Raw genomic sequence first — 24,918 nt, 5'->3', positions numbered from 1 at the left:
GTCTGGGGGGGTGGTTTTTTTTTTTACCACCCCGCGGGGGTGGGGTGCGGCGGGGCGGAAACCCGCCCTCTGGCCCCGGGGGGGGGCCTGGCCGCCGCGCGGCGCCACGCCCCCCACCGGGATCCTGAGGGCGGTTTCCCGCCCGTCCTCACTCCTCCACGGGACCGGTGCCGCCGAGCAGCGCCGACGCGGTCCGGAGCCGGGTGGAGCCACCCACGCCCACGGTCTCGGGGCGGTCGTGGCAGGGACGGCCCGGGCGAGGGGCATCGGCGTGCGAGGGCGAGTAGGCACGGAACCCGGCCTGGCTCGGCAGGGATCCGTCGAGGACGTCCCGCAGACGGATCCGGTCCGTGTACGTGGAACTGTCGCGGAGAACGGCGAGCCGGGCCAGGGTGATCAGACCCGTGCTCTCGTCGTCCCCGTCGCACACGGTCAGGTGCTGGACCCGGGCACCCGCCATGACGGCCAGAGCCACCTCGACGGTCATGTCGTCCCATACCCGGGGCCCGTGCCCGTCGTTGTCGTCGACCACGGACCTGGGGGCGGGGTGCGTCCTGCGGTACTGCGTCCGTGCCGGCGTCAAAGGTGTCTCCTTCGGTGAGGGCTGGTCGGCCTGATGCCCCCCCCGCGGCCCAAGGAGGGCACGGGGGCTCCCTGCGCCGGCCTACGCAGCCGAGTCGTTGCCGGGCCGCCGCTGTGCCCTGCGCCGCACCCCCGCGCCGACGGGTCCGCCCTGATCGGTGCGGCTCCGGCGGCTCCGGGACGGCGAAGACGCGCGGCGGGGGCGTTCCGAGACCGGCGCGGTGATGACCACCGGGACGCCGGAGGGCGCCTGGGCACCGGTGATGCGGCTCAGTTCCGCCTCGCCCGAACGGACCGGGGTGATCTGCGGGGTGATGCCGGCCGAAGCCATCAGCCGGCTCATGCCGCGGCGCTGGCCGGGGGTCACGAGGGTGACGACGCTGCCGGACTCCCCGGCGCGGGCCGTACGGCCGCCACGGTGCAGGTAATCCTTGTGGTCGCTGGGCGGATCCACGTTGACGACCAGGTCGAGGCTGTCGATGTGGATGCCGCGCGCGGCGACGTTGGTGGCCACCAGCACCGTGACGTGACCGTCCTTGAACTGCGCCAGGGTCCGGGTGCGCTGCGGCTGGGACCTGCCGCCGTGCAGGGCGGCGGCGCGGACACCGCTGTTCAGCAGGTGCTCGGTCAGCCGGTCCACGGCGTGCTTGGTGTCCAGGAACATGATGACCCGGCCGTCCCGGGCCGCGATCTCGGTGGTCGTGCGGTGCTTGTCCGCGTCGTGCACGTGGAGTACGTGGTGCTCCATCGTGGTGACGGCACCGGCCGACGGGTCGACGGAGTGGACCACCGGGTCGGTCAGGTAGCGACGGACCAGCAGATCGACGTTGCGGTCCAGAGTGGCGGAGAAGAGCAACCGCTGGCCGTCGGGGCGCACCTGGTCGAGCAGGGCGGTGACCTGGGGCATGAAGCCCATGTCGGTCATCTGGTCGGCCTCGTCGAGAACCGTGATGCCGACGTCGGCGAGCCGGCAGTCGCCCCGGTCGATGAGGTCCTTGAGCCGACCGGGCGTCGCGACGACCACCTCCGCGCCGGCACGCAGCGCACCGGCCTGCCTGCCGAGGGACATTCCGCCGACGACGGTGGCGATCCGCAGGCGCACGGAGCGGGCGTAGGGAGTGAGCGCGTCGGTGACCTGCTGGGCCAGCTCACGGGTGGGGACGAGCACCAGGGCCAGTGGCCGGCGCGGCTCGGCGCGCCGGCCCGCCGAACGGGCCAGTACCGCGAGGCCGAAGGCGAGGGTCTTGCCCGAGCCGGTGCGGCCGCGACCGAGTACGTCACGGCCGGCCAGGGAGTTCGGCAAGGTCGCCGCCTGGATCGGGAACGGTACGGTCACGCCCTCATGGCCGAGCGTGGCCAGCAACGCCTCCGGCATGGCGAGATCGGCGAACGACTCGACAGCGGGCAACGCGGGCGTGACCGTCTTCGGCAGGGTGAACTCGCCCCGGACCGGCTGCCGGTTTCCGAAACCGTTGGAGCGGCGCGGAGCGCCGGAGCGGCCCGCGGCGGCCCTTCCTCCGAAGCGGTCGGACGGGCGATTGGCGCGTGTGCGAGTAGTACGTGTGCGGTCCATGCGGAACCTTCCTTGATGCGGGCACGTATCAAGGAATTTCCGCAGCAGAATTTGCGGCGCAGGGAATCGCGAGAACGGGCCGAGAATGACAGGGGCGAAATAACCCCGGGAATAAAGCGAGCTGGGGCCCGCACCCCAAGGTGCGGGCCCCAGCTGCGAAGTGTGCGTCAGGCGGGAACGATGTTCTCGGCCGTCGGGCCCTTCTGGCCCTGCGCGATGTCGAACGACACCTTCTGGCCTTCCAGCAGCTCGCGGAAGCCCTGGGCGGCGATGTTCGAGTAGTGGGCGAAGACGTCGGCGCCGCCGCCGTCCTGCTCGATGAAGCCGAAGCCCTTTTCCGCGTTGAACCACTTCACGGTGCCAGTAGCCATTTTGTTTCTCCTTCGGAGACGGTTTCAGGAATACACCTTGTGTGCATTCCGTGTCGCCGTGATGATCAGCCGTCGGAAAAACCCACTGGCAACCACACCTGCAACTGACGACGAGAGTAGCACGTCGGAGTCGGCGGAGCGTGGTAAATAATTCTGCCCCGCTCGTGGCCGCAGAGATATTTCTCCTGCGCCGCGTCGATTTCTCACGTCGCGACCACAGATATTGGATTCCGGGGATGCAGTATTGCCGTCGAGTATCTCCGTTCGCGGTGCTGTGACCTGCTGCGACGGCTGAGGCCGGCCACGCAAAAGCCCCAGGTCGATGACCTGGGGCTTCATGAAGAGCGGGTGACGAGAATCGAACTCGCGCTCTCAGCTTGGGAAGCTGATGTTCTACCATTAAACTACACCCGCGTAACTACGGGTCGGCTCCGCGGAGTCGATGCCCGAACGCTCGCTCACTGTACCCCATCGGGGACCCCCGGTGCCCGGGCCCGGGGATCCACGTACGTCCGGGGCATGGGATACCGCTGCGGGGGAACGGAGTTGGGGCGTACCGTGGCGGGGTGGGAGAGGGGCCGGGCGAGGCCGGAGTGCCGCCTGGAGAGTCGTCTCTTTGATCCCGTAATGTGGCTTTCGTCGCCGAGACGGCAGGGCGATGAGGCTCTTGGGGAAGGGACTTGAGGGATTTGATGGAACGCACCGTCGTTCGTTGCGCGGACGGGCACGTCTTCAGCGCCACTTCGTTCCCGATGCAGAAGGCCGAACGGCTGGGGCCCGGCCGGCTCGTGAGGTGTCCACGATGTGCCCGGCTCCGCAGTGTGGTGCCGGTCGCCCTGGAGAAGCGGTAGCCGGACCCACCGCACAAGGGCACAGGCGCGCGGAGCCGTCACGATTGTCGGGGCCCCGCGCGCCTTGCGTATCCTCGGGGCGTGCTTCTCTCAGACAAGGACATCCGGGCCGAGATCGACGCCGGGCGGGTACGGATCGATCCCTATGACGAAACCATGGTGCAGCCGTCGAGCATCGACGTCCGGCTGGACCGGTACTTCCGGGTGTTCGAGAACCACCGGTACCCGCACATCGACCCCTCGATCGAGCAGGCCGATCTGACCCGGCTGGTCGAGCCCGAGGGCGACGAGCCGTTCATCCTGCACCCCGGGGAGTTCGTGCTCGCGTCGACGTACGAGGTGATCACGCTTCCCGACGATCTCGCGTCGCGTCTCGAGGGGAAGAGCTCCCTCGGCCGGCTCGGGCTCGTCACGCACTCCACCGCCGGGTTCATCGACCCGGGGTTCAGCGGTCACGTGACCCTGGAGCTGTCCAACCTCGCCACCCTGCCGATCAAGCTCTGGCCCGGCATGAAGATCGGTCAGCTCTGCATGTTCCGGCTGACCACGCCGGCGGAGCACCCGTACGGCAGCGAGCGCTACGGCTCCCGGTACCAGGGGCAGCGTGGGCCGACCGCCTCCCGGTCGTTCCTGAACTTCCACCGGACCCAGGTGTGAGGGCGGCGACGGCATGAGCGAAGCGCGTGAGAACCTGACCTACGAGCGGTTCGGCACCGCGATCCGCGAGCTGGCGCAGACCATCGCGGACGACGGGTACGAGCCCGACGTCGTGCTGAGCATCGCGCGGGGCGGCGTGTTCGTGGCGGGCGGGCTGGCCTACGCCCTCGACTGCAAGAACATCCACCTGGTAAATGTCGAGTTCTACACCGGCGTCGGCACCACGCTGGAGATGCCCGTGATGCTCGCGCCCGTGCCGAACGTGATCGACTTCTCCGACAAGAAGGTGCTGATCACCGACGACGTCGCGGACACCGGCAAGACGCTCAAGCTGGTGCGCGACTTCTGCCTCGACACCGTCGCCGAGGTGCGCTCCGCGGTGGTCTATGAGAAGTCCCACTCCCTGGTGAAGTGCGAGTACGTCTGGAAGCGGACCGAGGACTGGATCAACTTCCCGTGGTCCGTGCTGCCTCCGTGCCGTAAGGCCGGTACGCCGGTCACACCGTCCAGGGACGCGCTCTAGAACGGTCCGACGGCCGGGGCTGTATGTCACCCGGCCGCCGGACCATGCGATTCGGCCCCGTCGTTACGGCCGCGCCTGCTGCTGCTGTTGTTGCTGCTGCTGGTTGCAGTTGATGGTGACCGCGCTCCCGCCGTCGTCCTTGACGGTCTTCAGGACCTTGGTGACGGCGTCGCCCGCCGGGTCCTGCTGTTGCTGTTGTTGCTGCTGCTGGTTGCAGTTGACGGTGACCGTGCCCGCGTCGTCGTCCTTGCCGGTCTTCAGGGCCTTGGTGGCGGCGTCGCCCATCCGGGCCTGGTCCATCGAGGGGTAGGAGATCTGCAGGAGTGTCACGTTGCCCAGCAGCGGAAGGGCATCCCCGACACCTTGCGCCTGGGCGCCGCCGGCACTGAAGAGAACCGCCGCCGTCACAGCGGCGCTCACCGCGGCACATCGCTTGGCGAACTTCACTCGACCAACCTTTCGTCGTCCCTTGTGCCTTATTCCCGGCCTCGGTGGACAGAATGGCCACGACGGGCGGCGAACGATCACTGGGCACGCTGCGGCGCCTTTCTTTTCCCCCGGACAGCCTTACCGCGGGACTCGCCGAGCGTGTGCGAAAGGCCCCCGGCGGGCGACTGCGCGGGGGCCTTCTCGGGTGGTCAGGGGTCGGGCTAGAACGTGCCCAGCTTCACGATCGACAACAGCGCGATCAGCTGGATGGCCGACGCGGCCAGCGCCTTCGGCCAGGGCAGGTCGTGCGAGCGGGACACCATCAGGGTGAGCAGGGTGCCTGCGCCGATCCAGGTGGCCCAGCCGAGCAGCTGGACGAAGCCGGCGTCGCCGCCGAAGAACATGGCGAAGACCAGGCGGGGGGCGTCCGTGAGGGACGTGATCAGCATGGACAGGCCGACCGTGGGCTGCCAGGCGCCGTTGCCGCCGAGCTGGCGGGCCAGGGTGTGGGTCACCACGCCCAGGACGAAGGCGCTCAGGACCATCGCCACGGCGGTGACCAGGACGATCGGGATCGCGTTGGACAGCGTCGCGTTGATCGCGTCCGCGCGGGCCCCGTCGAAGCCGAACACGGCGAGCAGGCCGTAGAGGAACGTGACGATCAGGGCCGGGGCCCACATCGTGTAGTCCCGCATCCGCAGGAACGTCTGGTTCGGGGCGAGGACGACGCCCTTCAGCAGTTCCTTCCAGTGCAGGGGAGGGCCGATCGGGCCGGACGGCGCGGCCGCGCCGGCGTGGTAGGTCGAGCCCTGGGTGTAGCCGGCGGCCTCGTCGACCGAGAACGCCTGGGTGTGGCCCGGGTTGTTCGCCGCGTACGGGTCGTACCCGCCGTGTCCGGCGCCCGGGTGGCCGCCGTCGCCGAAGTACTCCGGGCCGTCGTCGGCCGGCCCCGGGTACCCGTACGGCTGCCCCTGCTGCGGGTACGGCGGCTGCGGCGCCGACGGGTAGCCGTACGAGGGGCCCGCGGGCCGTCCCTGCGACGGTCCCCGCCGTCCCTGCGACGGTCCGCCGGGCCGCCCCTGTCCGTACGACGGTCCCTGCGGCGCCTGCTGTCCTTGGGGGGTGCGGTTGTCCCGGCCCCCGCGTCCGATCCTGAATCCAGCCACGTCTTCGAACGTACCTGGTCCCGGAGACCGACGTGCCGGACCCGGGCGTCCGGGCCCGGCTTTGCGGCCGACCTGTGACATCCCCTAAGGGACCGTCAGGGTCGGTCAGTCGGCGAAGTTGGAGCCGAAGAACGGCGTGCCCGTCGTCGAGACGCCCGAGGTGCTCGGGGAGATGGCGCGGGAGCCGGTCGTGGTGATCTTCGTGCCGTTGGAGGGCAGGTAGGTCACCGCGCCGTTGTCGGCGTTCTCCCTGGAGCCGACGATCAGGTCGGCCCTGCCGTCGCCGGTGACGTCGTCGAGCTTGACGTCCTGCCCGAAGTAGTCGTCGTCCTCGTCGCTGCCGGGCACGCCCGCCGTGGACTGGGCGAAGGACTGGGCGCCGGAGGCGGTGTTCAGGCCGTCCGGGGTGCCGTAGAGGACGGTGACCGTGCCCGTGTTGGCGGCGCTGCCGATGTTCTCGCCGGCCACGCCGATCGCGAGGTCGAGGAAGCCGTCGCCGTTGACGTCGCCCAGGTCGAGCTCGTAGCCGAAGAAGTCGTTGCCCTCGGCGGTGCCGGGGACGTTGCCCGTGTCCTGGGTGATGCCGGTGGCGTTGGAGGGGCCGCCGTCGGAGCCGTAGGTCACCCAGACCTTGCCGCCCTTGCCGGAGTCCGGGACGGTCGTGCCGTTCTCGGTGGTGGTGTTCCAGTAGGCGCCGCTGACGATGTCCCCGTAGTGGTCGCCGTTGATGTCGCCGATCGCGGTGATCACGCCGGGCTTCAGAGGCATGGCCTCGGACATGTGGAGGCCGCTCGCCCCGCCCGGGATGTAGTAGTTGCGGTTCCAGCCGTAGTCGGTGTCGGTCTCGAAGCCGTCGACGACCAGGTCGGTCTGCCCGCTGTTGTTGATGTCGCCGGCGGTCAGGTTGAGCGGGCCGCCCGCGTCGGTGCCCATGATCGGGGGCTTGACCGTGTACTTGCCGCCCGGGGTACCGGAGGAGTTGAAGCCGCCCTTGAGGACGTAGATGGTGGCGGTGGAGCTGCCGACGGCAAGGTCGGCCCGGCCGTCGCCGTCGAAGTCGCCGGCGGCGAGGTTCTTGCCCCAGTAGTCGTGCGCGGAGGGGGCCGGGTCCGCGACCGAGACGCCCTTGCCGGTGATGCCGGAGGCGGAGCCCCACAGGATGACGACGCCGCCCGCGTCGGTGTCACCGCCGACGTCCTCGCCGGGGGTGCCGACGGCGAGGTCGTCGTAGCCGTCGTTGTTGAAGTCGGCGTACGCGGTCTCGGAGCCGAAGTGGTCGCCGGTCTCGGCGGAGCCGGGGTTGCCGGTGGTGTTCTGGCTGATCGTGGAGCGCTTGGCGGACGAGACACCGCTCTGGCTGCCGTAGAGCACGACCAACTGGCCGGCGGCCCTCTTGCCGCTGACGTAGGCGCCGTCGGCGGAGAAGGCCGTGTCGCCGATCCCGTCGTTGTTGAAGTCGGCCTGCGGGACGACGGTGGAGTCCGCGGCCGTGGCGGTCACGGCCGAGAACGTGAGCAGCCCGCCCGTCAGCGCGGCGGCGGTGGCCGTCGCGAGGGCGAGTCGCAGAGGCTTGTGCATGCGGGTTTCTCCTGCTGCATGCGGGGATGCCCGGCGGGCATCCGCAGTTGATGGGGTGCGGACCGTCCGGGTTCGCCGTGGGTTGTCCCACGGTTCACGGAGCGTTCGGCGCAGAGGAGACCCGCCTCGGGGCGCAAGGGTTGTACGTGAGTCCGGTTACTTTCCGGGACTGCCGGGAACCGGCTCGGCCCGCATCACATCACCAGGAACTCGGAGCTGGAGAAGGTCACCGCGGGCTTGCCGTCGACCAGGTCCTTCGCCGACCCCCGGTACACGGCGACGGTGTCCTTCGTGCCGCCCCGGTGCGTCCGCACCACCAGGTCCGCCCGCCCGTCCCCGTCGAAGTCGCCGGCCGTGAGGACCCGGGAGGTGCCGGGCCCGGGCGGCGCGAGGGTGACCGCGTCCTTCCCGGACAGCCCGGCCGTCCCCGCCCGCAGGACGCGCAGCCGGGAGCCGCTGGAGACGAGTTCGTCGCGGCCGTCGCCGTCGAAGTCGGCGGCGGCCAGCATCGAGCCGGGCACGGCGAGGGCCGCCCGGGCCGCGGGGGCCGGGAGGTCGTAGCGCAGGGACGTTTCCGCCATGCCGCCGACCGCCGCGTCCAGCGCCTTGCCGCGGCCGAAGCGGCCTAGGGCCACGTCGACGCCGGCGGGCAGGCGGGTGCCGGTGCGGGCGGGGCCGGCCGGTCCGCCGAGGACGACCGCGGCCGTGCCGGTGCCCTCCGTGGCACGGACCACGAGGTCGTCGTACCCGTCGCCGTCGACGTCGGCCGCGGGCCCGGCGGGCACCTCGCCGGGGGAGGAGAGCGGCGCGCCGGCCGCGCGCGGGGCGCCGGTCCGGCCGAACGGGCCGCGCAGGTACGACAGCCTGCCGCCGGACGCGTGCAGGACCAGGTCCTTCTCGCCGTCCCCGTCGAAGTCGCCGCACACCGGCTGGTCCGGCCAGTCGTTGCCGAAGCGGGCGCGGGCCGGGACGGTGAGCTTGACGGCGCGGCCGGTCAGCCCGGCGGGAGAGCCGAAGAGCACCTGCAGCGGTACCGGGGGCCGGCCCTGGCCGTCGTAGGGCGGGTCGGTGGAGACGATCAGGTCGGTGAAGCCGTCGCCGTCCAGGTCGCAGCCCTCCTCCGCGTCGAAGACGGCCGGGAGCTGTCCCTTGGTGGGGGCGGCCCGCTGCTTCGGGGTGAGCAGTTGCCGTGCGCCGGGCGTGAGTCCGCGCGGGCCGCCGTAGACGATCCCGATGCCGGCGTCGTCGGCGTGGCTGTCCTTCTTGACGAGGTCGTCGAGGACGAGGTCGCGGTGGCCGTCGCCGTTGAAGTCGTCGGGGACGTCGCTCCCCTCGCCATGCGGCACGGGGAGTTCGGCGGGGGCGTCGGCGATCCGGGCGGGCGTGGGCCCGGCCCCGCTGCCGGCGCCGCCCGGGCCGCAGGCGGCGAGGAGCAGGGTGCCGCAGAGGACGGCGGTGGTCGCGGTACTGATCCCACGTCTGCGCACGCGCACCGCGCACCTCTCCCGGCTCTCGGACGACAACCTCGCAATCATGCACGCGTTCGAGAGGTGGGGTAAGGGGCGAGGGTGGCGGATCGGTCACGGCCGGCTCCCGCGGACATCACGGCGCCCCCCGATCCGCCGTGCGGTCCGGGGGGCGCCGTGGGTTGTTCAGCGGGTGGTCACTTCACCGGCTCGGGCTCCGGCTCGCTCTCCGTCTCCGCCTCGCCCGCCGGGTCGACCGGCGTCCTGACGGAGTCGAGGAGCAGCTGGGCGACGTCCACGACCTGGATGGACTCCTTGGCCTTGCCGTCGTTCTTCTTGCCGTTGACCGAGTCGGTCAGCATGACCAGGCAGAACGGGCAGGCGGTCGAGACGATGTCCGGGTTCAGCGAGAGAGCCTCGTCGACGCGCTCGTTGTTGATGCGCTTGCCGATCCGCTCCTCCATCCACATCCGGGCGCCGCCGGCGCCGCAGCAGAAGCCGCGCTCCTTGTGGCGGTGCATCTCCTCGTTGCGCAGGCCCGGGACCTTGCCGATGATCTCGCGCGGAGGCGTGTAGATCTTGTTGTGGCGGCCCAGGTAGCACGGGTCGTGGTAGGTGATGATGCCCTCGACCGGGGTGACCGGGACGAGCTTGCCCTCGTCCACCAGGTGCTGGAGCAGCTGGGTGTGGTGGATGACCTCGTAGTCGCCGCCGAGCTGCGGGTACTCGTTGCCGAGGGTGTTGAGGCAGTGCGGGCAGGTGGCGACGATCTTCTTCGCCGACTTCGGCTTCCTGGACTCCGCCGTGGCCTTGCCGTCGTCGTCCAGCTCCTCGCCGAACGCCGTGTTCAGGGCCATGACGTTCTCCATGCCGAGCTCCTGGAACAGGGGCTCGTTGCCCAGGCGGCGGGCGGAGTCACCGGTGCACTTCTCGTCGCCGCCCATGATCGCGAACTTCACGCCCGCGATGTGCAGCAGCTCGGCGAAGGCCTTGGTGGTCTTCTTGGCGCGGTCCTCGAGGGCGCCGGCGCAGCCGACCCAGTACAGGTACTCGACCTCGGTGAGGTCCTCGATGTCGCGGCCGACGACCGGGATCTCGAAGTCGACCTCCTTGGTCCACTCCAGGCGCTGCTTCTTGGCCAGGCCCCAGGGATTGCCCTTCTTCTCCAGGTTCTTGAGCATCGTGCCCGCCTCGGACGGGAACGCGGACTCGATCATGACCTGGTAGCGGCGCATGTCCACGATGTGGTCGACGTGCTCGATGTCGACGGGGCACTGCTCGACGCAGGCGCCGCAGGTGGTGCAGGACCACAGGACGTCCGGGTCGATGACGCCGTTCTCTTCCACCGTGCCGATCAGCGGGCGCTCGGCCTCCGCGAGGGCGGCGGCGGGCACGTCCTTGAGCTGCTCCTCGGAGGCCTTCTCCTCGCCCTCCATGGTCTTGCCGCCGCCGGCCAGCAGGTACGGCGCCTTGGCGTGGGCGTGGTCCCGCAGCGACATGATCAGCAGCTTCGGGGAGAGCGGCTTGCCGGTGTTCCAGGCGGGGCACTGCGACTGGCAGCGGCCGCACTCGGTGCAGGTGGAGAAGTCCAGCAGGCCCTTCCAGGAGAACTGCTCGACCTGGGAGACGCCGAAGACGTCGTCCTCGCCCGGGTCCTCGAAGTTGATCGGCTCGCCGCCGGAGGTCATCGGGAGCAGGGCACCGAGGGAGGTGCCGCCGTCGGCGTTGCGCTTGAACCAGATGTTCGGGAAGGCGAGGAAGCGGTGCCAGGCCACACCCATGTCGGTCTTCAGGGCGACGGTGATCATCCAGATGAAGGACGTCGCGATCTTCAGGCCCGCGAAGAAGTAGGTGAGGTTCTGGAGCGTGGAGACGTCCATGCCCTCGAGCCAGTGGATGACCGGGTACGAGATGAAGAACGAGGCCTCGTAGCCGTCCGCGTGGTGCTGGGCGCCCTCCAGCGCGTGCAGCATGAAGATGCAGACGCCGACGATGAGGATGACGGCCTCGACGAAGTACGCCTGGCCGAAGTTGGAGCCGGCGAAGCGGGACTTGCGGCCCGGCTTGCGCGGGTGCGTGAGCTGCCGGATGACGATCAGCACGAGGATGCCGAGCACCGTCATCGTGCCGATGAACTCGACGAAGATGTTGTACGGCGCCCAGTCGCCGATGACCGGCAGGATCCAGTCGGCCTGGAACAGCTGGCCGATGGCGTTGACGATCGTCAGCAGCAGCGAGAAGAAGCCGACCGCCACGAACCAGTGCGCGACACCGACGATGCCCCAGCGGTTCATCCGGGTGTGGCCGAGGAACTCCCTGACCACGGTGATGGTGCGCCGGCCGGGCTCGTCGGTTCGGGTGCCCGCGGGCACGTTCTGGCCGAGCCGCATGAAGTTGTAGATCTGCAGGAGGGCGCGGGCGAACAGGGCCACGCCGACCACGATCAGAACCAGCGACACGATGATCGCGGCGAGTTGCATTTCGGGGCTCCTCGGGCCTGCGAGGGAAATTACTAAGCGGTAACTTATGCAGTCCGTTCGAGACTACCCGCATCTTTACTCGCACTGTAGCCAGGCGCGAGGTGATCTGGATCGCTGAGGTGTGCCTGAGCCGAATGGCAATCTGATCGTGTTATTCGTACCGAATTGCTACTTTCGCGCCTAACTTAGAGCCGTGCTCTACGGGATCGCCGCGGCCTGTGCCGCCCTCCTTCTCACCGCCGTGCTCGCGGCGCTGCTCCGGGTGCCCGCGCTGCGCGCGGGAATCGTGGACCGGCGGCGGCAGCGGCCCCTTCCGGTGCTCGGGGGAGTGGCGGTCGTGGCCGTCACCTGCCTGGTCGCCTGGGCGGGGGAGTGGATCGGCGTCGCGCCGTTCGGGGACGGGGTCGGCCGGCTGCTCGCCGTCGCCGCCGGGATCGCCTTACTGGGGCTCGTCGCCGACGTGTGGCGGCTGCGGGCGCGGGTACTGGTCACCGGCACGGCCGTGGCGGCGGCCTGTGTGGTGCCGTACGACGAGACGGGCGCCTGGGGCGGCCTCCTGGCCGTGGGCTGGATCGTCTTCGCCACGCTCGCCTTCAAGGGGCTCGACCACGCCGACGGGCTGGCCGGGACCGTCGGGGTGGTCACCGCCTTCGGGGCGGGGGTCTGCGCCGCGGCGGAGCTGATGGACGGGCTCGCCGTGCTGCTCAGCGTGTTCGCCGCCGCGCTGACCGGCTTCCTGATGCACAACTGGCACCCCGCGCGCGTGGGGCTCGGAGCCTGCGGAGCGCTCTTCACCGGGTTCCTGCTCTCCTCGGCCGTCGTCTTCACGCGCGCGGGGTACGGGCTCGAGCAGAGCGCGGGTGTGGTGTTCAGCCTGAGCGCCGTGGCCGCGGCCGACTTCCTGCTGGTCGTCCTCGCGCGCCTCACCTCCCGCCGCCCGCTGCTCAGGCGGGGCCCGGACCACCTGGCGCACCGGCTGCGGCGGCTCGGCCCGACCCCGCCGGGGGCGGTCGTGCTGCTGGGCGCCGGGTCCTTCTCCTCCGTGCTCGTGGGGGTGCTCGTGCACACGGGATGGACCGGGGACAAAGCGGTGCTGTGGGTGGTCGGCGGGGTGGTCTTCGCCGTTCTCGTACTCCTTCGCATCCCTGTCCAGCCGCCCCGCCGGACCGTATCGACGCAGGTCAGAGGGCAGTTGCGTGTAAGGAACGGATAAGAGTTGAGTCCGACTGACTCAGGTCTGTTGACCGCGCGGCCCCACTCATGCACACTTGAGCCTGTTCCACTCAAGTCAGCTGGAGGAATCAACCATGGCACGTGCGGTCGGCATCGACCTGGGCACGACTAACTCCGTCGTCAGCGTTCTGGAGGGCGGCGAGCCCACCGTCATCACCAACGCCGAGGGTGCCAGGACCACGCCGTCCGTCGTCGCCTTCGCGAAGAACGGTGAAGTGCTCGTCGGCGAGGTGGCCAAGCGCCAGGCGGTCACCAACGTGGACCGGACCATCCGGTCCGTCAAGCGCCACATGGGCACCGACTGGAAGATCCAGCTGGACGGGAAGGACTTCAACCCGCAGCAGATCTCCGCCTTCATCCTGCAGAAGCTGAAGCGGGACGCCGAGTCCTACCTGGGCGAGAAGGTCACGGACGCGGTCATCACCGTCCCGGCCTACTTCAACGACTCCGAGCGTCAGGCGACGAAGGAGGCCGGCGAGATCGCCGGTCTGAACGTCCTGCGCATCGTCAACGAGCCCACCGCGGCGGCGCTCGCCTACGGCCTCGACAAGGACGACCAGACGATCCTCGTCTTCGACCTCGGTGGCGGCACCTTCGACGTGTCCCTCCTGGAGATCGGCGACGGCGTCGTCGAGGTGAAGGCCACCAACGGTGACAACCACCTCGGTGGAGACGACTGGGACCAGCGCGTCGTCGACTACCTGGTGCAGCAGTTCAAGGCCGGCCACGGCGTGGACCTCGCCAAGGACAAGATGGCGCTGCAGCGTCTGCGTGAGGCCGCCGAGAAGGCGAAGATCGAGCTGTCCTCGTCCACCGAGACCTCGATCAACCTGCCCTACATCACCGCGTCCGCCGAGGGCCCGCTGCACCTGGACGAGAAGCTCACGCGCGCCCAGTTCCAGCAGCTGACCGCGGACCTGCTGGAGCGCTGCAAGACGCCGTTCCACAACGTCATCAAGGACGCCGGTATCCAGCTCGGCGAGATCGACCACGTCGTCCTCGTCGGCGGCTCCACCCGTATGCCCGCCGTCGCCGAGCTCGTCAAGGAGCTGACCGGTGGCAACGAGGCCAACAAGGGCGTGAACCCGGACGAGGTCGTCGCCATCGGCGCCGCCCTCCAGGCCGGTGTCCTCAAGGGTGAGGTCAAGGACGTCCTGCTCCTCGACGTGACCCCGCTGTCCCTCGGTATCGAGACCAAGGGCGGCATCATGACGAAGCTCATCGAGCGGAACACGACGATCCCGACCAAGCGGTCCGAGATCTTCACCACCGCCGAGGACAACCAGCCCTCCGTGCAGATCCAGGTCTACCAGGGCGAGCGCGAGATCGCGGCGTACAACAAGAAGCTCGGGATGTTCGAGCTGACCGGTCTGCCGCCGGCCCCGCGTGGTGTCCCGCAGATCGAGGTCGCCTTCGACATCGACGCCAACGGCATCATGCACGTGACCGCGAAGGACCTCGGCACGGGCAAGGAGCAGAAGATGACCGTCACCGGCGGCTCCTCGCTGCCGAAGGACGAGGTCGACCGGATGCGCCAGGAGGCCGAGAAGTACGCGGAGGAGGACCACGCCCGCCGCGAGGCCGCCGAGACCCGCAACCAGGGCGAGCAGCTCGTCTACCAGACCGAGAAGTTCCTCAAGGACAACGAGGACAAGGTCCCGGGCGAGGTCAAGACCGAGGTCGAGGAGGCCGTCGCCGAGCTGAAGGAGAAGCTCAAGGGCGAGGACGCCACCGAGATCCGCACCGCCACCGAGAAGGTCGCGGCCGTCTCGCAGAAGCTGGGTGAGGCCATGTACGCCGACGCCCAGGCCGCCCAGGCCGCCGGTGGCGCGCCCGAGGGTGAGGCCAAGGCGGACGACGACGTCGTGGACGCCGAGATCGTCGACGACGAGCGCAAGGACGGTGCCGCGTGACGGAGGAGACCCCGGGCTTCGAGGAGAAGCCCGACGTCCCCTCCGGCGCCACCCCTGACGACGCCGAGCCGAAGGCCGCCCCCGAGGAGGGGGCGGCCCCGGCCGGGGACGCAACCGCAGACGCCGGCCTGGTGGCACAGCTGGACCAGGTGCGCACGGCACTGAACGAGCGCACGCTGGACCTCCAGCGCCTGCAGGCCGAGTACCAGAACTACCGCCGCCGCGTCGAACGCGACCGGGTCGCGGTCCGGGAGATCGCCATCGCGAACCTCCTGACCGAGCTCCTGCCCGTGCTCGACGACATCGGCCGGGCACGGGAACACGGCGAACTGGTCGGCGGCTTCAAGTCGGTGGCCGAGTCGCTGGAGACCGTCGCGGCCAAGATGGGCCTGCAGCAGTTCGGCAAGGAGGGCGAGCCCTTCGACCCGACGATCCACGAGGCCCTGATGCACAGCTACGCGCCGGACGTCACCGAGACCACGTGCGTGGCCATCCTGCAGCCCGGTTATCGCATCGGCGAGCGCACCATCCGCCCCGCGCGGGTGGCCGTCGCCGAACCGCAGCCCGGCGCGCAGGGCGTCAAGGCCGAGGGCGCCGAGGAGAACACCGAGGCGGACGCGGCCGACGACAAGGAGAACGGTGGCCCGGAGGAGGGCTGACGTCATCACCGGGGACAGGAAGGAGGGACGTCGGGGATGAGTACCAAGGACTTCATCGAGAAGGACTACTACAAGGTCCTCGGCGTCCCCAAGGACGCCACCGAGGCCGAGATCAAGAAGGCGTACCGGAAACTCGCCCGCGAGTTCCACCCGGACGCCAACAAGGGCAACGCCAAGGCCGAGGAGCGCTTCAAGGAGATCTCCGAGGCGAACGACGTCCTCGGGGACCCGAAGAAGCGCAAGGAGTACGACGAGGCGCGCGCCCTGTTCGGCAACGGCGGCTTCCGCCCCGGGCCGGGCGCCGGCGGCGGCAACTTCAACTTCGACCTGGGCGACCTCTTCGGCGGCAACGCGCAGAGCTCGGGCGGCTTCGGCGGCGGGATCGGCGACGTCTTCGGCGGCCTGTTCAACCGCGGCGGCACGGGCACGACCCGTACCCAGCCGCGGCGCGGCCAGGACATCGACACCGAGGTCACGCTGAGCTTCACGGAGGCCATCGAGGGCGCCACGGTGCCGCTGCGGATGTCCTCCCAGGCGCCCTGCAAGGCCTGTTCGGGCACCGGCGACAAGAACGGCACACCGCGCGTGTGCCCGACCTGCGTCGGCACCGGGCAGGTCGCCCGGGGCTCGGGCGGCGGGTTCTCGCTCACCGACCCCTGCCCCGACTGCAAGGGCCGCGGCCTGATGGCCGAGCACCCCTGCCTGGAGTGCAAGGGCAGCGGCCGCGCCAAGTCCTCGCGCACCATGCAGGTCCGCATCCCGGCCGGAGTGACGGACGGGCAGCGGATCCGGCTGCGCGGCAAGGGCGCGCCCGGCGAGCGGGGCGGACCGGCGGGCGACCTCTACGTGGTCGTGCACGTCGGCGAGCACCCGGTGTTCGGACGCAAGGACGACAACCTCACCGTCACCGTGCCGGTGACGTATCCCGAGGCGGCCCTCGGCGGCGAGGTGCGGGTCCCGACCCTCGGCGGCCCGGCGGTCACCCTCAAACTGCCGCCCGGCACCCCGAACGGCCGTACCATGCGCGCTCGGGGCAAGGGCGCGGTCCGCAAGGACGGCACCCGCGGCGACCTTCTGGTCACCGTCGAGGTGAGTGTCCCGAAGGACTTGTCGGGGAAGGCTCGTGACGCACTCGAGGCGTATCGCGAGGCGACCGCGGGCGAGGACCCGCGGGCGGAGCTGTTCGAGGCCGCGAAGGGAGATTGAGGGCCCCATGGACACACCCGGCCGTCGGCGTAACCCGTATGAACTGACCGAGGAGACCCCGGTCTACGTCATCTCGGTGGCGGCCCAGCTCTCCGGACTCCATCCGCAGACGCTGCGTCAGTACGACCGTCTCGGTCTCGTCTCCCCGGACCGCACGGCCGGGCGGGGCCGCCGCTACTCGGCCCGGGACATCGAACTGCTCCGCCAGGTACAGGCGTTGTCCCAGGACGAGGGCATCAATCTGGCCGGTATCAAGCGCATCATCGAACTGGAGAACCAGGTCGCGGCGCTCCAGTCCCGCGTCGCGGAGCTGCAGGCGGCCCTGGACGGCGCGGCGGCCGCGATGCGGCAGCGCGAGGCCGCGGTCCACGCCTCCTACCGGCGCGACCTGGTGCCGTATCAGGAGGTGCAGCAGACCAGCGCGCTGGTGGTCTGGCGGCCGAAGCGGCAGCAGCAGGCGGACTGACCGCCCGCGAGAAGCACACCGGCAGGGGCCGGAGACGGGCGACCGTCTCCGGCCCCTTTCGGGTGCGCGGCGGCCGCCCACGGTTGCCCGGATCTTTGCCCTCCCGTGAACTTCCTTTACGTGAAGGGTCCGTAAAGACTGTTTGGAGGGGATTCCGCTCCTCCTTCACAGGTGCAGCGGAGCGTGCTGTTGCGCACTCGTTAAGTAGTTCCGCTTGACGCCGGGTGGCCGCTCCGCGTTGTCTTTTCAGACACCTGGGTCGTAAAGCAGCACCCACGTCCGGATCGCACCTGAAGTGAGCCCTCGAATGCGTCGTATCGCCATATCCGTGGCCGCGTCCACGATGATCCTTTCGCTCGCCGGGTGCGGCGTGCTGGACGCGACGGGGGACGGTGCGAGCGCGAGCCCGACGAAGGGTGACGACGTCACCGTCGGGCTGCTGCTGCCGGAGAAGGCGAACAGCCGCTACGACAAGTTCGACTACCCGATCATCAAGAGCAAGGTGACCGAACTGACCCACAAGAAGGGCACGGTCCAGTACGCCAACGCGGACGCGGACGCCGCCCGGCAGGCCGGCCAGATGCAGACGATGATCGACGACAAGGTCGACGTCATCCTGCTCGACGCGGTCGACTCGCACGGCATCGTCGGCGAGGTGAAGAAGGCCAAGGAGGCGGGCATCCCCGTCATCGCCTACGACCGTCTCGCCGAGGGCCCGATCGACGCCTACATCTCCTTCGACAACGAGCTGGTCGGCGAGGTGCAGGGCCGTACGCTGCTCGAGGCCCTGGGCTCGGGCGTGGACACCTCCGACAAGGTCGTCATGATGAACGGCTCGCCCACGGACCCCAACGCCAAGCAGTTCAAGCAGGGCGCGCTGTCCGAGCTGAACGGCAAGGTCGACATCGCGGCGTCCTTCGACACCGCCGACTGGAAGCCGGAGAACGCCGAGGCCAACATGGCCCAGGCGATCGGCCGGCTCGGCAAGGACAACATCGCCGCGGTCTACTCCGCCAACGACGGTATGGCGGGCGGTGTGATCAAGGCCCTGAAGGCGGCGGGTGTCACCACCCTGCCCCCGATCACCGGCCAGGACGCCGAACTGGACGGGGTGCAGCGGATCGTCGCCGGCGAGCAGTACATGAGCGTCTACAAGTCCTACCCGGACGAGGCCGAGGCCGCCGCACAGATGGCCGTCACCAAGGTGCAGGGCAAGGACATCCAGTTCGACGCCCTGACCCAGGACCGGGTCGACAGCCCCACCGACAAGGACATCCCGTCCCGCCTCGTCCAGGTGAGCGCCCTGACCCGGGCCAAGATCAAGGACACCGTCATCGCCGACGGGATCTACTCGGCCGGTGACATCTGCACGGCCAAGTACAAGGCGGCCTGCGCGTCGATCGGCCTGAAGTAACCCGCGTCCCACCCCCCCAGCTTGTTGCGGTGCGGCGGGCGGAAGACCGTACGCAACGGCGCATACCGGCCGTTTTCCCCGCCCGGAGCGCCCGGAGCCGTGTTGCGGACCCGGTCCCGGCCGCGCATAGTTGCGCTGCGGAAGTGGCAGCAACCGGGGGTGGAATGGGCGATGGCCGGGCACGGGACGGAGGAGCATCCTCACGGTGCCGACCGGCTGTGCGAGGCCGGGGATCGCGTGTATTCCCGGGCCGTACGCCGGGGGCGGGTGCCGCGCACGGACGCCGAGCCGGTGCCCTGCCTGCTGGAACTGGCCCTGCTGCACCCCGATCCGGACGACATGGACTGGCTGGTGCCGACCTCACCGCAGGAGGTCATGACCCGGCTGCTGCGCGGGGTCCACGACGAGGTCAGGGAGAGCCAGCGGCGGGTGGGCTCGGCGGTGGCCGCCTTCGAGTGGTACGCGGGCCTGGGACAGCAGCTCCAGGCGCTCTCGGCGTCCGGTGAGGGCACGGCCATCCGGGTGCTGGACGGGCTCTCCCGCATCCAGGCCGCGATGGACGAGGCGACGGCGGCGTGCACCGCGGAGGTGCTCACCGTGCAGCCCGGTGGCATCCGGCGCGAGGCCGAGCTGACCGAGGGGCTGCACCGGGCGCTGGCGCTGCGCGGCCGGGGCGTGCGCATGCGCGACCTGTACACGCACGTGGCCCGGCACGGGCAGGGGCTGCTCAACTACCTGGAGCTGATGGGCGGGGCGGTCGAGGCCCGCACCCTGGACGAGGTCATCGACCGGCTGATCCTCTTCGACCGCACGGTCGCGTTCATCCCCGCCAACTCCGAGCGCACGATGGCCCTCGAACTGCGTCACCCGGCCCTGGTCGAGTACCTGGTGACCGTCTTCGAGCGGCTCTGGCGCCTGGCGCTGCCGCTGACGGCCCCGCTGCCCGACACCGGCATCGAGGGCATCTCGCACCGCGAGCGGTCCATCGCCGCGCTGCTCGCCGAGGGCCATCAGGACGCGGTGATCGCCGAACGGCTCGGCATCAGCGTCCGTACCTGCCGGGCGCACATCGCCCGGCTGTCGGACACGCTCGGTGCGGCGAGCCGTACCCAACTGGGCGTGCGCATCGCCCAGGTGGGCCTGGACCGCCCTCCGCACAGCGGCCCGCCGGCCACGCCCGCCGCGCTGGGGATGCCCGGCCAGGGGTCCCCGAGCGTGCGCTGAGGCGGGCCGGGCCGGGCGCTGCTCCCGTGCGCGCCCTCGTCAGTCGTGCTGCCCCGGGGCCGGCATCCTGGGCTCCTGGTCCGGTTCCTGGTCCAGCAGCCCGGAGCGGGCGATGAGATACCCGAGCTGGGCGCGGCTGCCGCTGCCCAGGGCGGCGGCCAGCTTGGCGATGTGGGCCCGGCAGGTCCGTACGTTCATGCCGAGACGGCGGGCGATCGCCTCGTCCACATGGCCCTCGACCAGAAGCTTGGCGATGGAGCGCTGCACCCCCGTGACGCCGTCGATCGGGGGAGCGTAGGCGGGCTCCTCCAGGAGGGGGACCGCGCGCCGCCAGAGCTGTTCGAAGACCTTGACCAGATAGTCGACCAGGCCCGGGTGCCGCAGTTCCAGCGCCACCTGGCGGTCGTCGCGGGCGGGGATGAAGGCGACCTCGCGGTCGAAGATCATCAGGCGCTCGATCAGCTCCTCGAGCGTGCGGATCTCCACCTTTCCCTTGGCCATGATCTCGGCGTACGCGAGCGTCCCCTGGCTGTGCCGCACCGTGTGCTGGTACAGCGTGCGCATCGAGATCCCGCGGTCGATGACGGCCTGACCCCGTTTCAGGGCGATGCCGAGCACGTTCTCGCTGCGTCCGCCGCCGGGCTGCACGGTGAGTACCTCGTGCCGGCAGTCGGCCGTGGCCCGTTCGATGGCCGCGTTGATCCGCTCGATGCCCTCGTGCACCGTGACCGCGTTGGTCTCCCCCGTACTCTGGGCGCTGATGGCCATGAATGGCTCGAAGGAATCGGTGAGTTCGATCGCGACGTGCCTGCGCTCCTGAATCTCTCGTTCGATCGGATGCAGGCGCTGGGCGAGCGCGGCGGCGGGCGGTACGGGGCGCAGCCACTTCGGATCGTCCGGATCGGGGTGCAGCAACGCGAGTTCCAGCAGGCAGGGGGCGACTTGCACCTCCGCGCGGGCGACGCGTCCCAGCCGCAGCGCGTCGGCGTACAGGCGCTTGCCGTTTTCACAGAGATCCGTCATCCCGTGAGGATGATGTGTCTCGTTTGTGTGAGTATTAGGCAAATCTCCACCCCCCAGGGTCCTGTACATGCAGGAACATGATGCACCGCTTCTGTGGCTTTGACGTGGCTTGATGAGCCATCGTCTTGAGGGCGGGGGAGAGACACAGGGGAAGTGAGGACGAAGCCCATCATGTGCAAGAGAATGCTTCGCTCAGTACTTGCCGTGGCCTTCTCCACAGGACTGGTCTTCGGCACGGTGAGCACGCTGGACCTCGGCTGGGACATCGTACGGCCGGCCGGTCACGCGGACTCCGCGCTGGATCTCGGCTGGGACATCACGCCCCGCACGAGCCAGACCGCGTCCGGGCAGGATCTCGGCTGGGACATCGTGCGGGCGGGTGCGAGGGCATGACCACCCCACCCGACGACCGGTCCTTCCGGCGAGAGATGGCCACCGCCTACCGCTCCGGCTGGCACTTCATCGACCTGGTCACCGCCATCCCCCACAGCGGTGACTCGCTGATGGTGACCGTGTTCGGAGAGCCGGTCGTCGTCACCCGGGACGAGGACGAGGACGTACGGGCCTACCGGTGCCTGCGCAAGCCGCGCGGGGCGCCGCAGCCGGTGCGGTGCGCCATCCGCTACGGCATGATCTTTGTGAACCTGGACCAAAGGGACCACCGTCTCGTGGAGCCGGAGGACCCGGAACTCACGACCATCTCAGCCACCCCCCGCAGTGCCTGACGCGATTCCCCCGTCGTAACAGATCGCTCAGGTGCTTCCCCCCGCAGCGGCGTCACCGTGACCTGAACACGGTGACGCCGCTGCAGTTTCCGCCGACATTTCGGGGTATGGGCGGGTTCCCACACTGTCTGAAAACCGATGGCCGATGGGTGTGGGGCGGCCGGGGTCAGCCGTGTCCCAGTGCCCGCTCGATCTCGATCTCGATCACTACCCGCCGCGGGTTCTCCGCCGGCACCCGGTGGTAGCGCTCGGCGTACCGCCGCTCCGCCTCCGCGACCCGCTCCCGGTCGGTGCGCACCCGCGCCCGGCCCTCCAGCGTGGCCCAGCGGCGGCCGTCCACCTGGCACACCGCGACCCGCGCGCCCTCGGCGCCGGCCGCGCGGACGTGGGCCGCCTTGGCGCTGCCGCCGTTCGTGATCACCCTGGCCAGTCGCGCCTCGGGGTCGTACGTCACCCCGACCGGCACCACGTGCGGGCTGCCGTCGGGGCGCAGGGTCGTCAGGGTGCACAGATGCCGTTCCCGCCAGAAGGCGAGGTAGGGCTCGTCCGGGGCAGCCGGGTCTACGGAGTGCTTGGCCATGGCCGAAACCTAGCCGCAATTTCCCGCATCCCGCGGCATGCCGCGCCTTGAGTGGAATAGACTCAACTTTGTGTACGCTGGTCAAGTCAGCACTGGGAAGGACCTGGCCGCCGAGCCGACGCCGAGGAGGAGAACCGACACGTGGACGCCGAGCTGACCAACAGGAGCCGGGACGCGATCAACGCGGCCGGCAACCGCGCAGTGACCGGGGGACACCCGGACCTCACCCCCGCTCACCTGCTGCTGGCGCTGCTCCAGGGCCAGGACAACGAGAACATCACCGACCTGCTCGCCGCCGTCGAGGCCGACCAGGCCGCCGTACGCTCCGGCGCCGAGCGCGTGCTGGCCGGACTGCCCAGCGTGACCGGCTCCACCGTCGCGCCCCCGCAGCCCAACCGCGAGCTGCTCGCGGTCATCGCCGACGCCACCGAGCGGGCGAAGGCGCTCGGCGACGAGTACCTGTCCACCGAGCACCTGCTGCTCGGCATCGCCGCGAAGGGCGGCGCGGCCGGTGAGGTGCTCCAGAAGCAGGGTGCCGACGCCAAGAAGCTCGAAGAGGCCTTCACCAGGGCCAGGGGAGGACGCCGCGTGACCACCGCCGATCCCGAGGGTCAGTACAAGGCCCTGGAGAAGTTCGGCACCGACTTCACCGCCGCCGCCCGCGAGGGCCGGCTCGACCCGGTCATCGGGCGGGACCAGGAGATCCGGCGCGTCGTGCAGGTGCTGAGCCGCCGTACCAAGAACAACCCCGTCCTCATCGGTGAGCCCGGCGTCGGCAAGACCGCCGTCGTGGAGGGGCTCGCCCAGCGGATCGTGAAGGGCGACGTGCCCGAGTCGCTGAAGGACAAGCGGCTGGTGGCGCTCGACCTGGGCGCGATGGTGGCCGGCGCCAAGTACCGCGGCGAGTTCGAGGAGCGGCTGAAGTCCGTGCTCGCCGAGATCAAGGGCTCCGACGGGCAGATCATCACCTTCATCGACGAGCTGCACACCGTCGTCGGCACCGGTGCCGGCGGCGACTCCGCCATGGACGCGGGCAACATGCTCAAGCCGATGCTGGCCCGCGGCGAGCTGCGCATGGTCGGCGCCACGACCCTGGACGAGTACCGGGAGCGGATCGAGAAGGACCCCGCCCTGGAGCGCCGCTTCCAGCAGGTGCTGGTCGCCGAGCCGACCGTCGAGGACACCATCGCCATCCTGCGCGGGCTGAAGGGCCGGTACGAGGCCCACCACAAGGTGCAGATCGCGGACAGCGCGCTGGTGGCCGCCGCCACCCTGTCCGACCGGTACATCACCTCCCGCTTCCTGCCCGACAAGGCCATCGACCTGGTCGACGAGGCGGCCTCCCGGCTGCGCATGGAGATCGACTCCTCCCCCGTGGAGATCGACGAACTCCAGCGCGCCGTGGACCGGCTGAAGATGGAGGAGCTGGCGATCGCCAAGGAGACCGACCCGGCCTCCCGGGAGCGCCTGGAGAAGCTCCGCCGCGACCTCGCCGACAAGGAGGAGGAGCTGCGGGGCCTGACCGCCCGCTGGGAGAAGGAGAAGCAGTCCCTCAACCGGGTCGGTGAGCTGAAGGAGCGGCTGGACGACCTGCGCGGCCAGGCCGAACGCGCCCAGCGCGACGGCGACTTCGACACCGCGGCCAAGCTGCTCTACGGCCGGATCCCGGAGCTGGAGAAGGAACTGGAGGCCGCCTCCGAGGCCGAGGAGGTCGCCAAGGACACCATGGTCAAGGAGGAGGTCGGCTCCGACGACATCGCCGACGTCGTCGGCGCCTGGACCGGCATCCCCGCCGGGCGCCTGCTGGAGGGCGAGACGCAGAAGCTGCTGCGCATGGAGGACGAGCTGGGCCGGCGCCTCATCGGCCAGACCGAGGCGGTGCGCGCGGTGAGCGACGCCGTACGGCGCGCCCGGGCCGGGATCGCCGACCCCGACCGCCCCACCGGCTCCTTCCTCTTCCTGGGCCCGACCGGTGTCGGCAAGACCGAACTGGCCAAGGCGCTCGCCGACTTCCTCTTCGACGACGAGCGGGCCATGGTCCGCATCGACATGTCGGAGTACGGCGAGAAGCACAGCGTGGCCCGGCTGGTCGGCGCGCCTCCCGGCTACATCGGCTACGAGGAGGGCGGCCAGCTCACCGAGGCGGTGCGGCGGCGCCCGTACAGCGTGGTGCTGCTGGACGAGGTGGAGAAGGCCCACCCCGAGGTCTTCGACATCCTGCTGCAGGTGCTGGACGACGGGCGCCTGACGGACGGTCAGGGCCGCACGGTCGACTTCCGCAACACCATCCTGGTGCTCACCTCCAACCTGGGCAGCCAGTTCCTGGTCGACCCGGTGAGCAGCGAGGCGGAGAAGCGGGAGCAGGTGCTGGAGGTCGTACGGGTCTCCTTCAAGCCCGAGTTCCTCAACCGGCTCGACGACCTGGTGGTCTTCACGGCGCTCACCAAGCCCGAGCTGGAGCGGATCGCCAAGCTCCAGATCGACCGGCTGGCCAGGCGGCTGGCCGAGCGTCGGCTCACGCTGGAGATCACGCCCGAGGCGCTGGCCTGGCTCGCCGAGGAGGGCCTGGACCCGGCCTACGGCGCCCGCCCGCTGCGCCGGCTCGTGCAGACCACGATCGGCGACCGTCTCGCCAGGGAGATCCTCTCCGGCGAGGTCAAGGACGGCGACATGGTTCGCGTGGACCGCTTCGAGGAGGGCCTGATCGTGGGCCCGGTGACGGGCAAGACGCTCTGACGCGAACGGCCGATCGGCCCGGGGGCGGGCCGTGCCCCCGGGCCGCACGGCGCGTGCCGAGCG

22 protein-coding genes and 1 tRNA gene are annotated in these 24,918 nt (G+C 70.2%); 12 read left to right on the top strand and 11 right to left on the bottom strand.

From position 1 onward, the window contains the following. Positions 1–148: 148 nt before the first annotated feature. The 4 genes from ACFVVO_RS10395 to ACFVVO_RS10380 form a co-directional block, all read right to left on the bottom strand. Entirely contained in the window at positions 149–583 is a 435-nt protein-coding gene (locus ACFVVO_RS10395) for a CBS domain-containing protein (RefSeq protein ID WP_390053538.1), read from the bottom strand. Positions 584–664: 81 nt separating this feature from the next. Then, positions 665–2,155: a DEAD/DEAH box helicase gene (locus tag ACFVVO_RS10390; protein WP_390053536.1), complete on the bottom strand. Its 1,491-nt coding sequence runs from the start codon at positions 2,153–2,155 to the stop codon at positions 665–667. 167 nt (positions 2,156–2,322) lie between these two features. Then, the gene (locus tag ACFVVO_RS10385) at positions 2,323–2,526 is read right to left on the bottom strand and encodes a cold-shock protein (RefSeq protein WP_004986771.1); all 204 of its coding nucleotides are present in this window, start codon (positions 2,524–2,526) and stop codon (positions 2,323–2,325) included. Between the two features lie 343 nt (positions 2,527–2,869). Beyond that, a tRNA-Gly gene (locus ACFVVO_RS10380) sits at positions 2,870–2,940 on the bottom strand. Positions 2,941–3,458: 518 nt separating this feature from the next. Between ACFVVO_RS10380 and dcd the strand changes: the two genes are divergently transcribed. Then, entirely contained in the window at positions 3,459–4,034 is a 576-nt protein-coding gene (gene dcd, locus ACFVVO_RS10375) for a dCTP deaminase (protein ID WP_390053534.1), read from the top strand. Between the two features lie 13 nt (positions 4,035–4,047). Next, on the top strand, positions 4,048–4,557 hold the full coding sequence (locus tag ACFVVO_RS10370) for a phosphoribosyltransferase (RefSeq protein ID WP_390053532.1): 510 nt from the start codon (positions 4,048–4,050) through the stop codon (positions 4,555–4,557). A 63-nt stretch (positions 4,558–4,620) separates the two neighbouring features. Here the strand turns inward: ACFVVO_RS10370 and ACFVVO_RS10365 are convergent, their stop codons facing one another. From ACFVVO_RS10365 to ACFVVO_RS10345, 5 genes are all read right to left on the bottom strand, one after another. Continuing rightward, positions 4,621–4,977 carry a hypothetical protein gene (locus tag ACFVVO_RS10365; RefSeq protein WP_390053530.1) on the bottom strand — a complete coding sequence of 119 codons (357 nt, stop codon included), beginning with the start codon at positions 4,975–4,977 and terminating at the stop codon, positions 4,621–4,623. Positions 4,978–5,207: 230 nt separating this feature from the next. Continuing rightward, complete coding sequence (locus ACFVVO_RS10360) at positions 5,208–6,233, bottom strand: Yip1 family protein (protein WP_390053528.1); 1,026 nt, start codon at positions 6,231–6,233, stop codon at positions 5,208–5,210. Between the two features lie 24 nt (positions 6,234–6,257). Continuing rightward, positions 6,258–7,730 carry an FG-GAP and VCBS repeat-containing protein gene (locus tag ACFVVO_RS10355; protein WP_390053526.1) on the bottom strand — a complete coding sequence of 491 codons (1,473 nt, stop codon included), beginning with the start codon at positions 7,728–7,730 and terminating at the stop codon, positions 6,258–6,260. Between the two features lie 194 nt (positions 7,731–7,924). Then, entirely contained in the window at positions 7,925–9,223 is a 1,299-nt protein-coding gene (locus ACFVVO_RS10350; protein ID WP_390053524.1) for an FG-GAP repeat domain-containing protein, read from the bottom strand. Between the two features lie 170 nt (positions 9,224–9,393). Continuing rightward, positions 9,394–11,676 (bottom strand): heterodisulfide reductase-related iron-sulfur binding cluster, encoded by a 2,283-nt coding sequence (locus ACFVVO_RS10345; protein ID WP_390053522.1) that lies wholly within the window; start codon positions 11,674–11,676, stop codon positions 9,394–9,396. Positions 11,677–11,869: 193 nt separating this feature from the next. Here ACFVVO_RS10345 and ACFVVO_RS10340 point away from each other — a divergent pair, with 193 nt between their 5' ends. The 7 genes from ACFVVO_RS10340 to ACFVVO_RS10310 all read left to right on the top strand — a co-directional run bounded on the left by ACFVVO_RS10340 (position 11,870) and on the right by ACFVVO_RS10310 (position 19,791). Further along, positions 11,870–12,889, top strand: coding sequence for an MraY family glycosyltransferase (locus ACFVVO_RS10340; protein WP_390053520.1), 1,020 nt, complete (start codon positions 11,870–11,872; stop codon positions 12,887–12,889). 94 nt (positions 12,890–12,983) lie between these two features. Further along, a complete protein-coding gene (dnaK, locus tag ACFVVO_RS10335) occupies positions 12,984–14,822 on the top strand; it encodes a molecular chaperone DnaK (protein ID WP_390053518.1) in 1,839 nt (612 codons plus the stop codon). Further along, entirely contained in the window at positions 14,819–15,481 is a 663-nt protein-coding gene (grpE, locus tag ACFVVO_RS10330; RefSeq protein WP_390053517.1) for a nucleotide exchange factor GrpE, read from the top strand. Before dnaK ends, grpE begins: the two co-directional genes overlap by 4 nt. A gap of 36 nt (positions 15,482–15,517) precedes the next feature. Continuing rightward, positions 15,518–16,687, top strand: a complete 1,170-nt coding sequence (gene dnaJ, locus ACFVVO_RS10325; RefSeq protein ID WP_390053515.1) for a molecular chaperone DnaJ — start codon at positions 15,518–15,520, stop codon at positions 16,685–16,687. A gap of 7 nt (positions 16,688–16,694) precedes the next feature. Beyond that, the gene (locus tag ACFVVO_RS10320; RefSeq protein WP_390053513.1) at positions 16,695–17,153 is read left to right on the top strand and encodes a heat shock protein transcriptional repressor HspR; all 459 of its coding nucleotides are present in this window, start codon (positions 16,695–16,697) and stop codon (positions 17,151–17,153) included. 307 nt (positions 17,154–17,460) lie between these two features. Continuing rightward, positions 17,461–18,567 carry a sugar ABC transporter substrate-binding protein gene (locus tag ACFVVO_RS10315; protein WP_390053512.1) on the top strand — a complete coding sequence of 369 codons (1,107 nt, stop codon included), beginning with the start codon at positions 17,461–17,463 and terminating at the stop codon, positions 18,565–18,567. A gap of 171 nt (positions 18,568–18,738) precedes the next feature. Further along, positions 18,739–19,791, top strand: a complete 1,053-nt coding sequence (locus ACFVVO_RS10310; protein ID WP_390053511.1) for a LuxR C-terminal-related transcriptional regulator — start codon at positions 18,739–18,741, stop codon at positions 19,789–19,791. 39 nt (positions 19,792–19,830) lie between these two features. Here the strand turns inward: ACFVVO_RS10310 and ACFVVO_RS10305 are convergent, their stop codons facing one another. Beyond that, positions 19,831–20,883, bottom strand: coding sequence for a helix-turn-helix transcriptional regulator (locus tag ACFVVO_RS10305; protein WP_390053509.1), 1,053 nt, complete (start codon positions 20,881–20,883; stop codon positions 19,831–19,833). A 135-nt stretch (positions 20,884–21,018) separates the two neighbouring features. Between ACFVVO_RS10305 and ACFVVO_RS10300 the strand changes: the two genes are divergently transcribed. Together ACFVVO_RS10300 and ACFVVO_RS10295 are read left to right on the top strand one after the other, a co-directional pair. Continuing rightward, positions 21,019–21,207, top strand: coding sequence for a hypothetical protein (locus ACFVVO_RS10300; protein WP_390053507.1), 189 nt, complete (start codon positions 21,019–21,021; stop codon positions 21,205–21,207). Continuing rightward, a complete protein-coding gene (locus ACFVVO_RS10295) occupies positions 21,204–21,539 on the top strand; it encodes a hypothetical protein (protein WP_390053506.1) in 336 nt (111 codons plus the stop codon). The genes ACFVVO_RS10300 and ACFVVO_RS10295 overlap by 4 nt, the downstream gene beginning before the upstream one ends. A gap of 166 nt (positions 21,540–21,705) precedes the next feature. On the opposite strand, the gene ACFVVO_RS10290 is transcribed toward ACFVVO_RS10295, so the two are convergent. Continuing rightward, positions 21,706–22,119 (bottom strand): pyridoxamine 5'-phosphate oxidase family protein, encoded by a 414-nt coding sequence (locus ACFVVO_RS10290; RefSeq protein WP_390053504.1) that lies wholly within the window; start codon positions 22,117–22,119, stop codon positions 21,706–21,708. Between the two features lie 141 nt (positions 22,120–22,260). Between ACFVVO_RS10290 and clpB the strand changes: the two genes are divergently transcribed. Beyond that, entirely contained in the window at positions 22,261–24,855 is a 2,595-nt protein-coding gene (gene clpB, locus ACFVVO_RS10285; protein WP_390053502.1) for an ATP-dependent chaperone ClpB, read from the top strand. Positions 24,856–24,918 lie beyond the last annotated feature (63 nt).

The sequence above is a fragment of the Streptomyces sp. NPDC058145 genome (assembly GCF_042884245.1).
GTDB lineage: Bacteria > Actinomycetota > Actinomycetes > Streptomycetales > Streptomycetaceae > Streptomyces.
The sequence above is the reverse complement of the archived record's forward strand: the minus strand, read 5'-3'. Positions and strand labels throughout refer to the sequence as shown.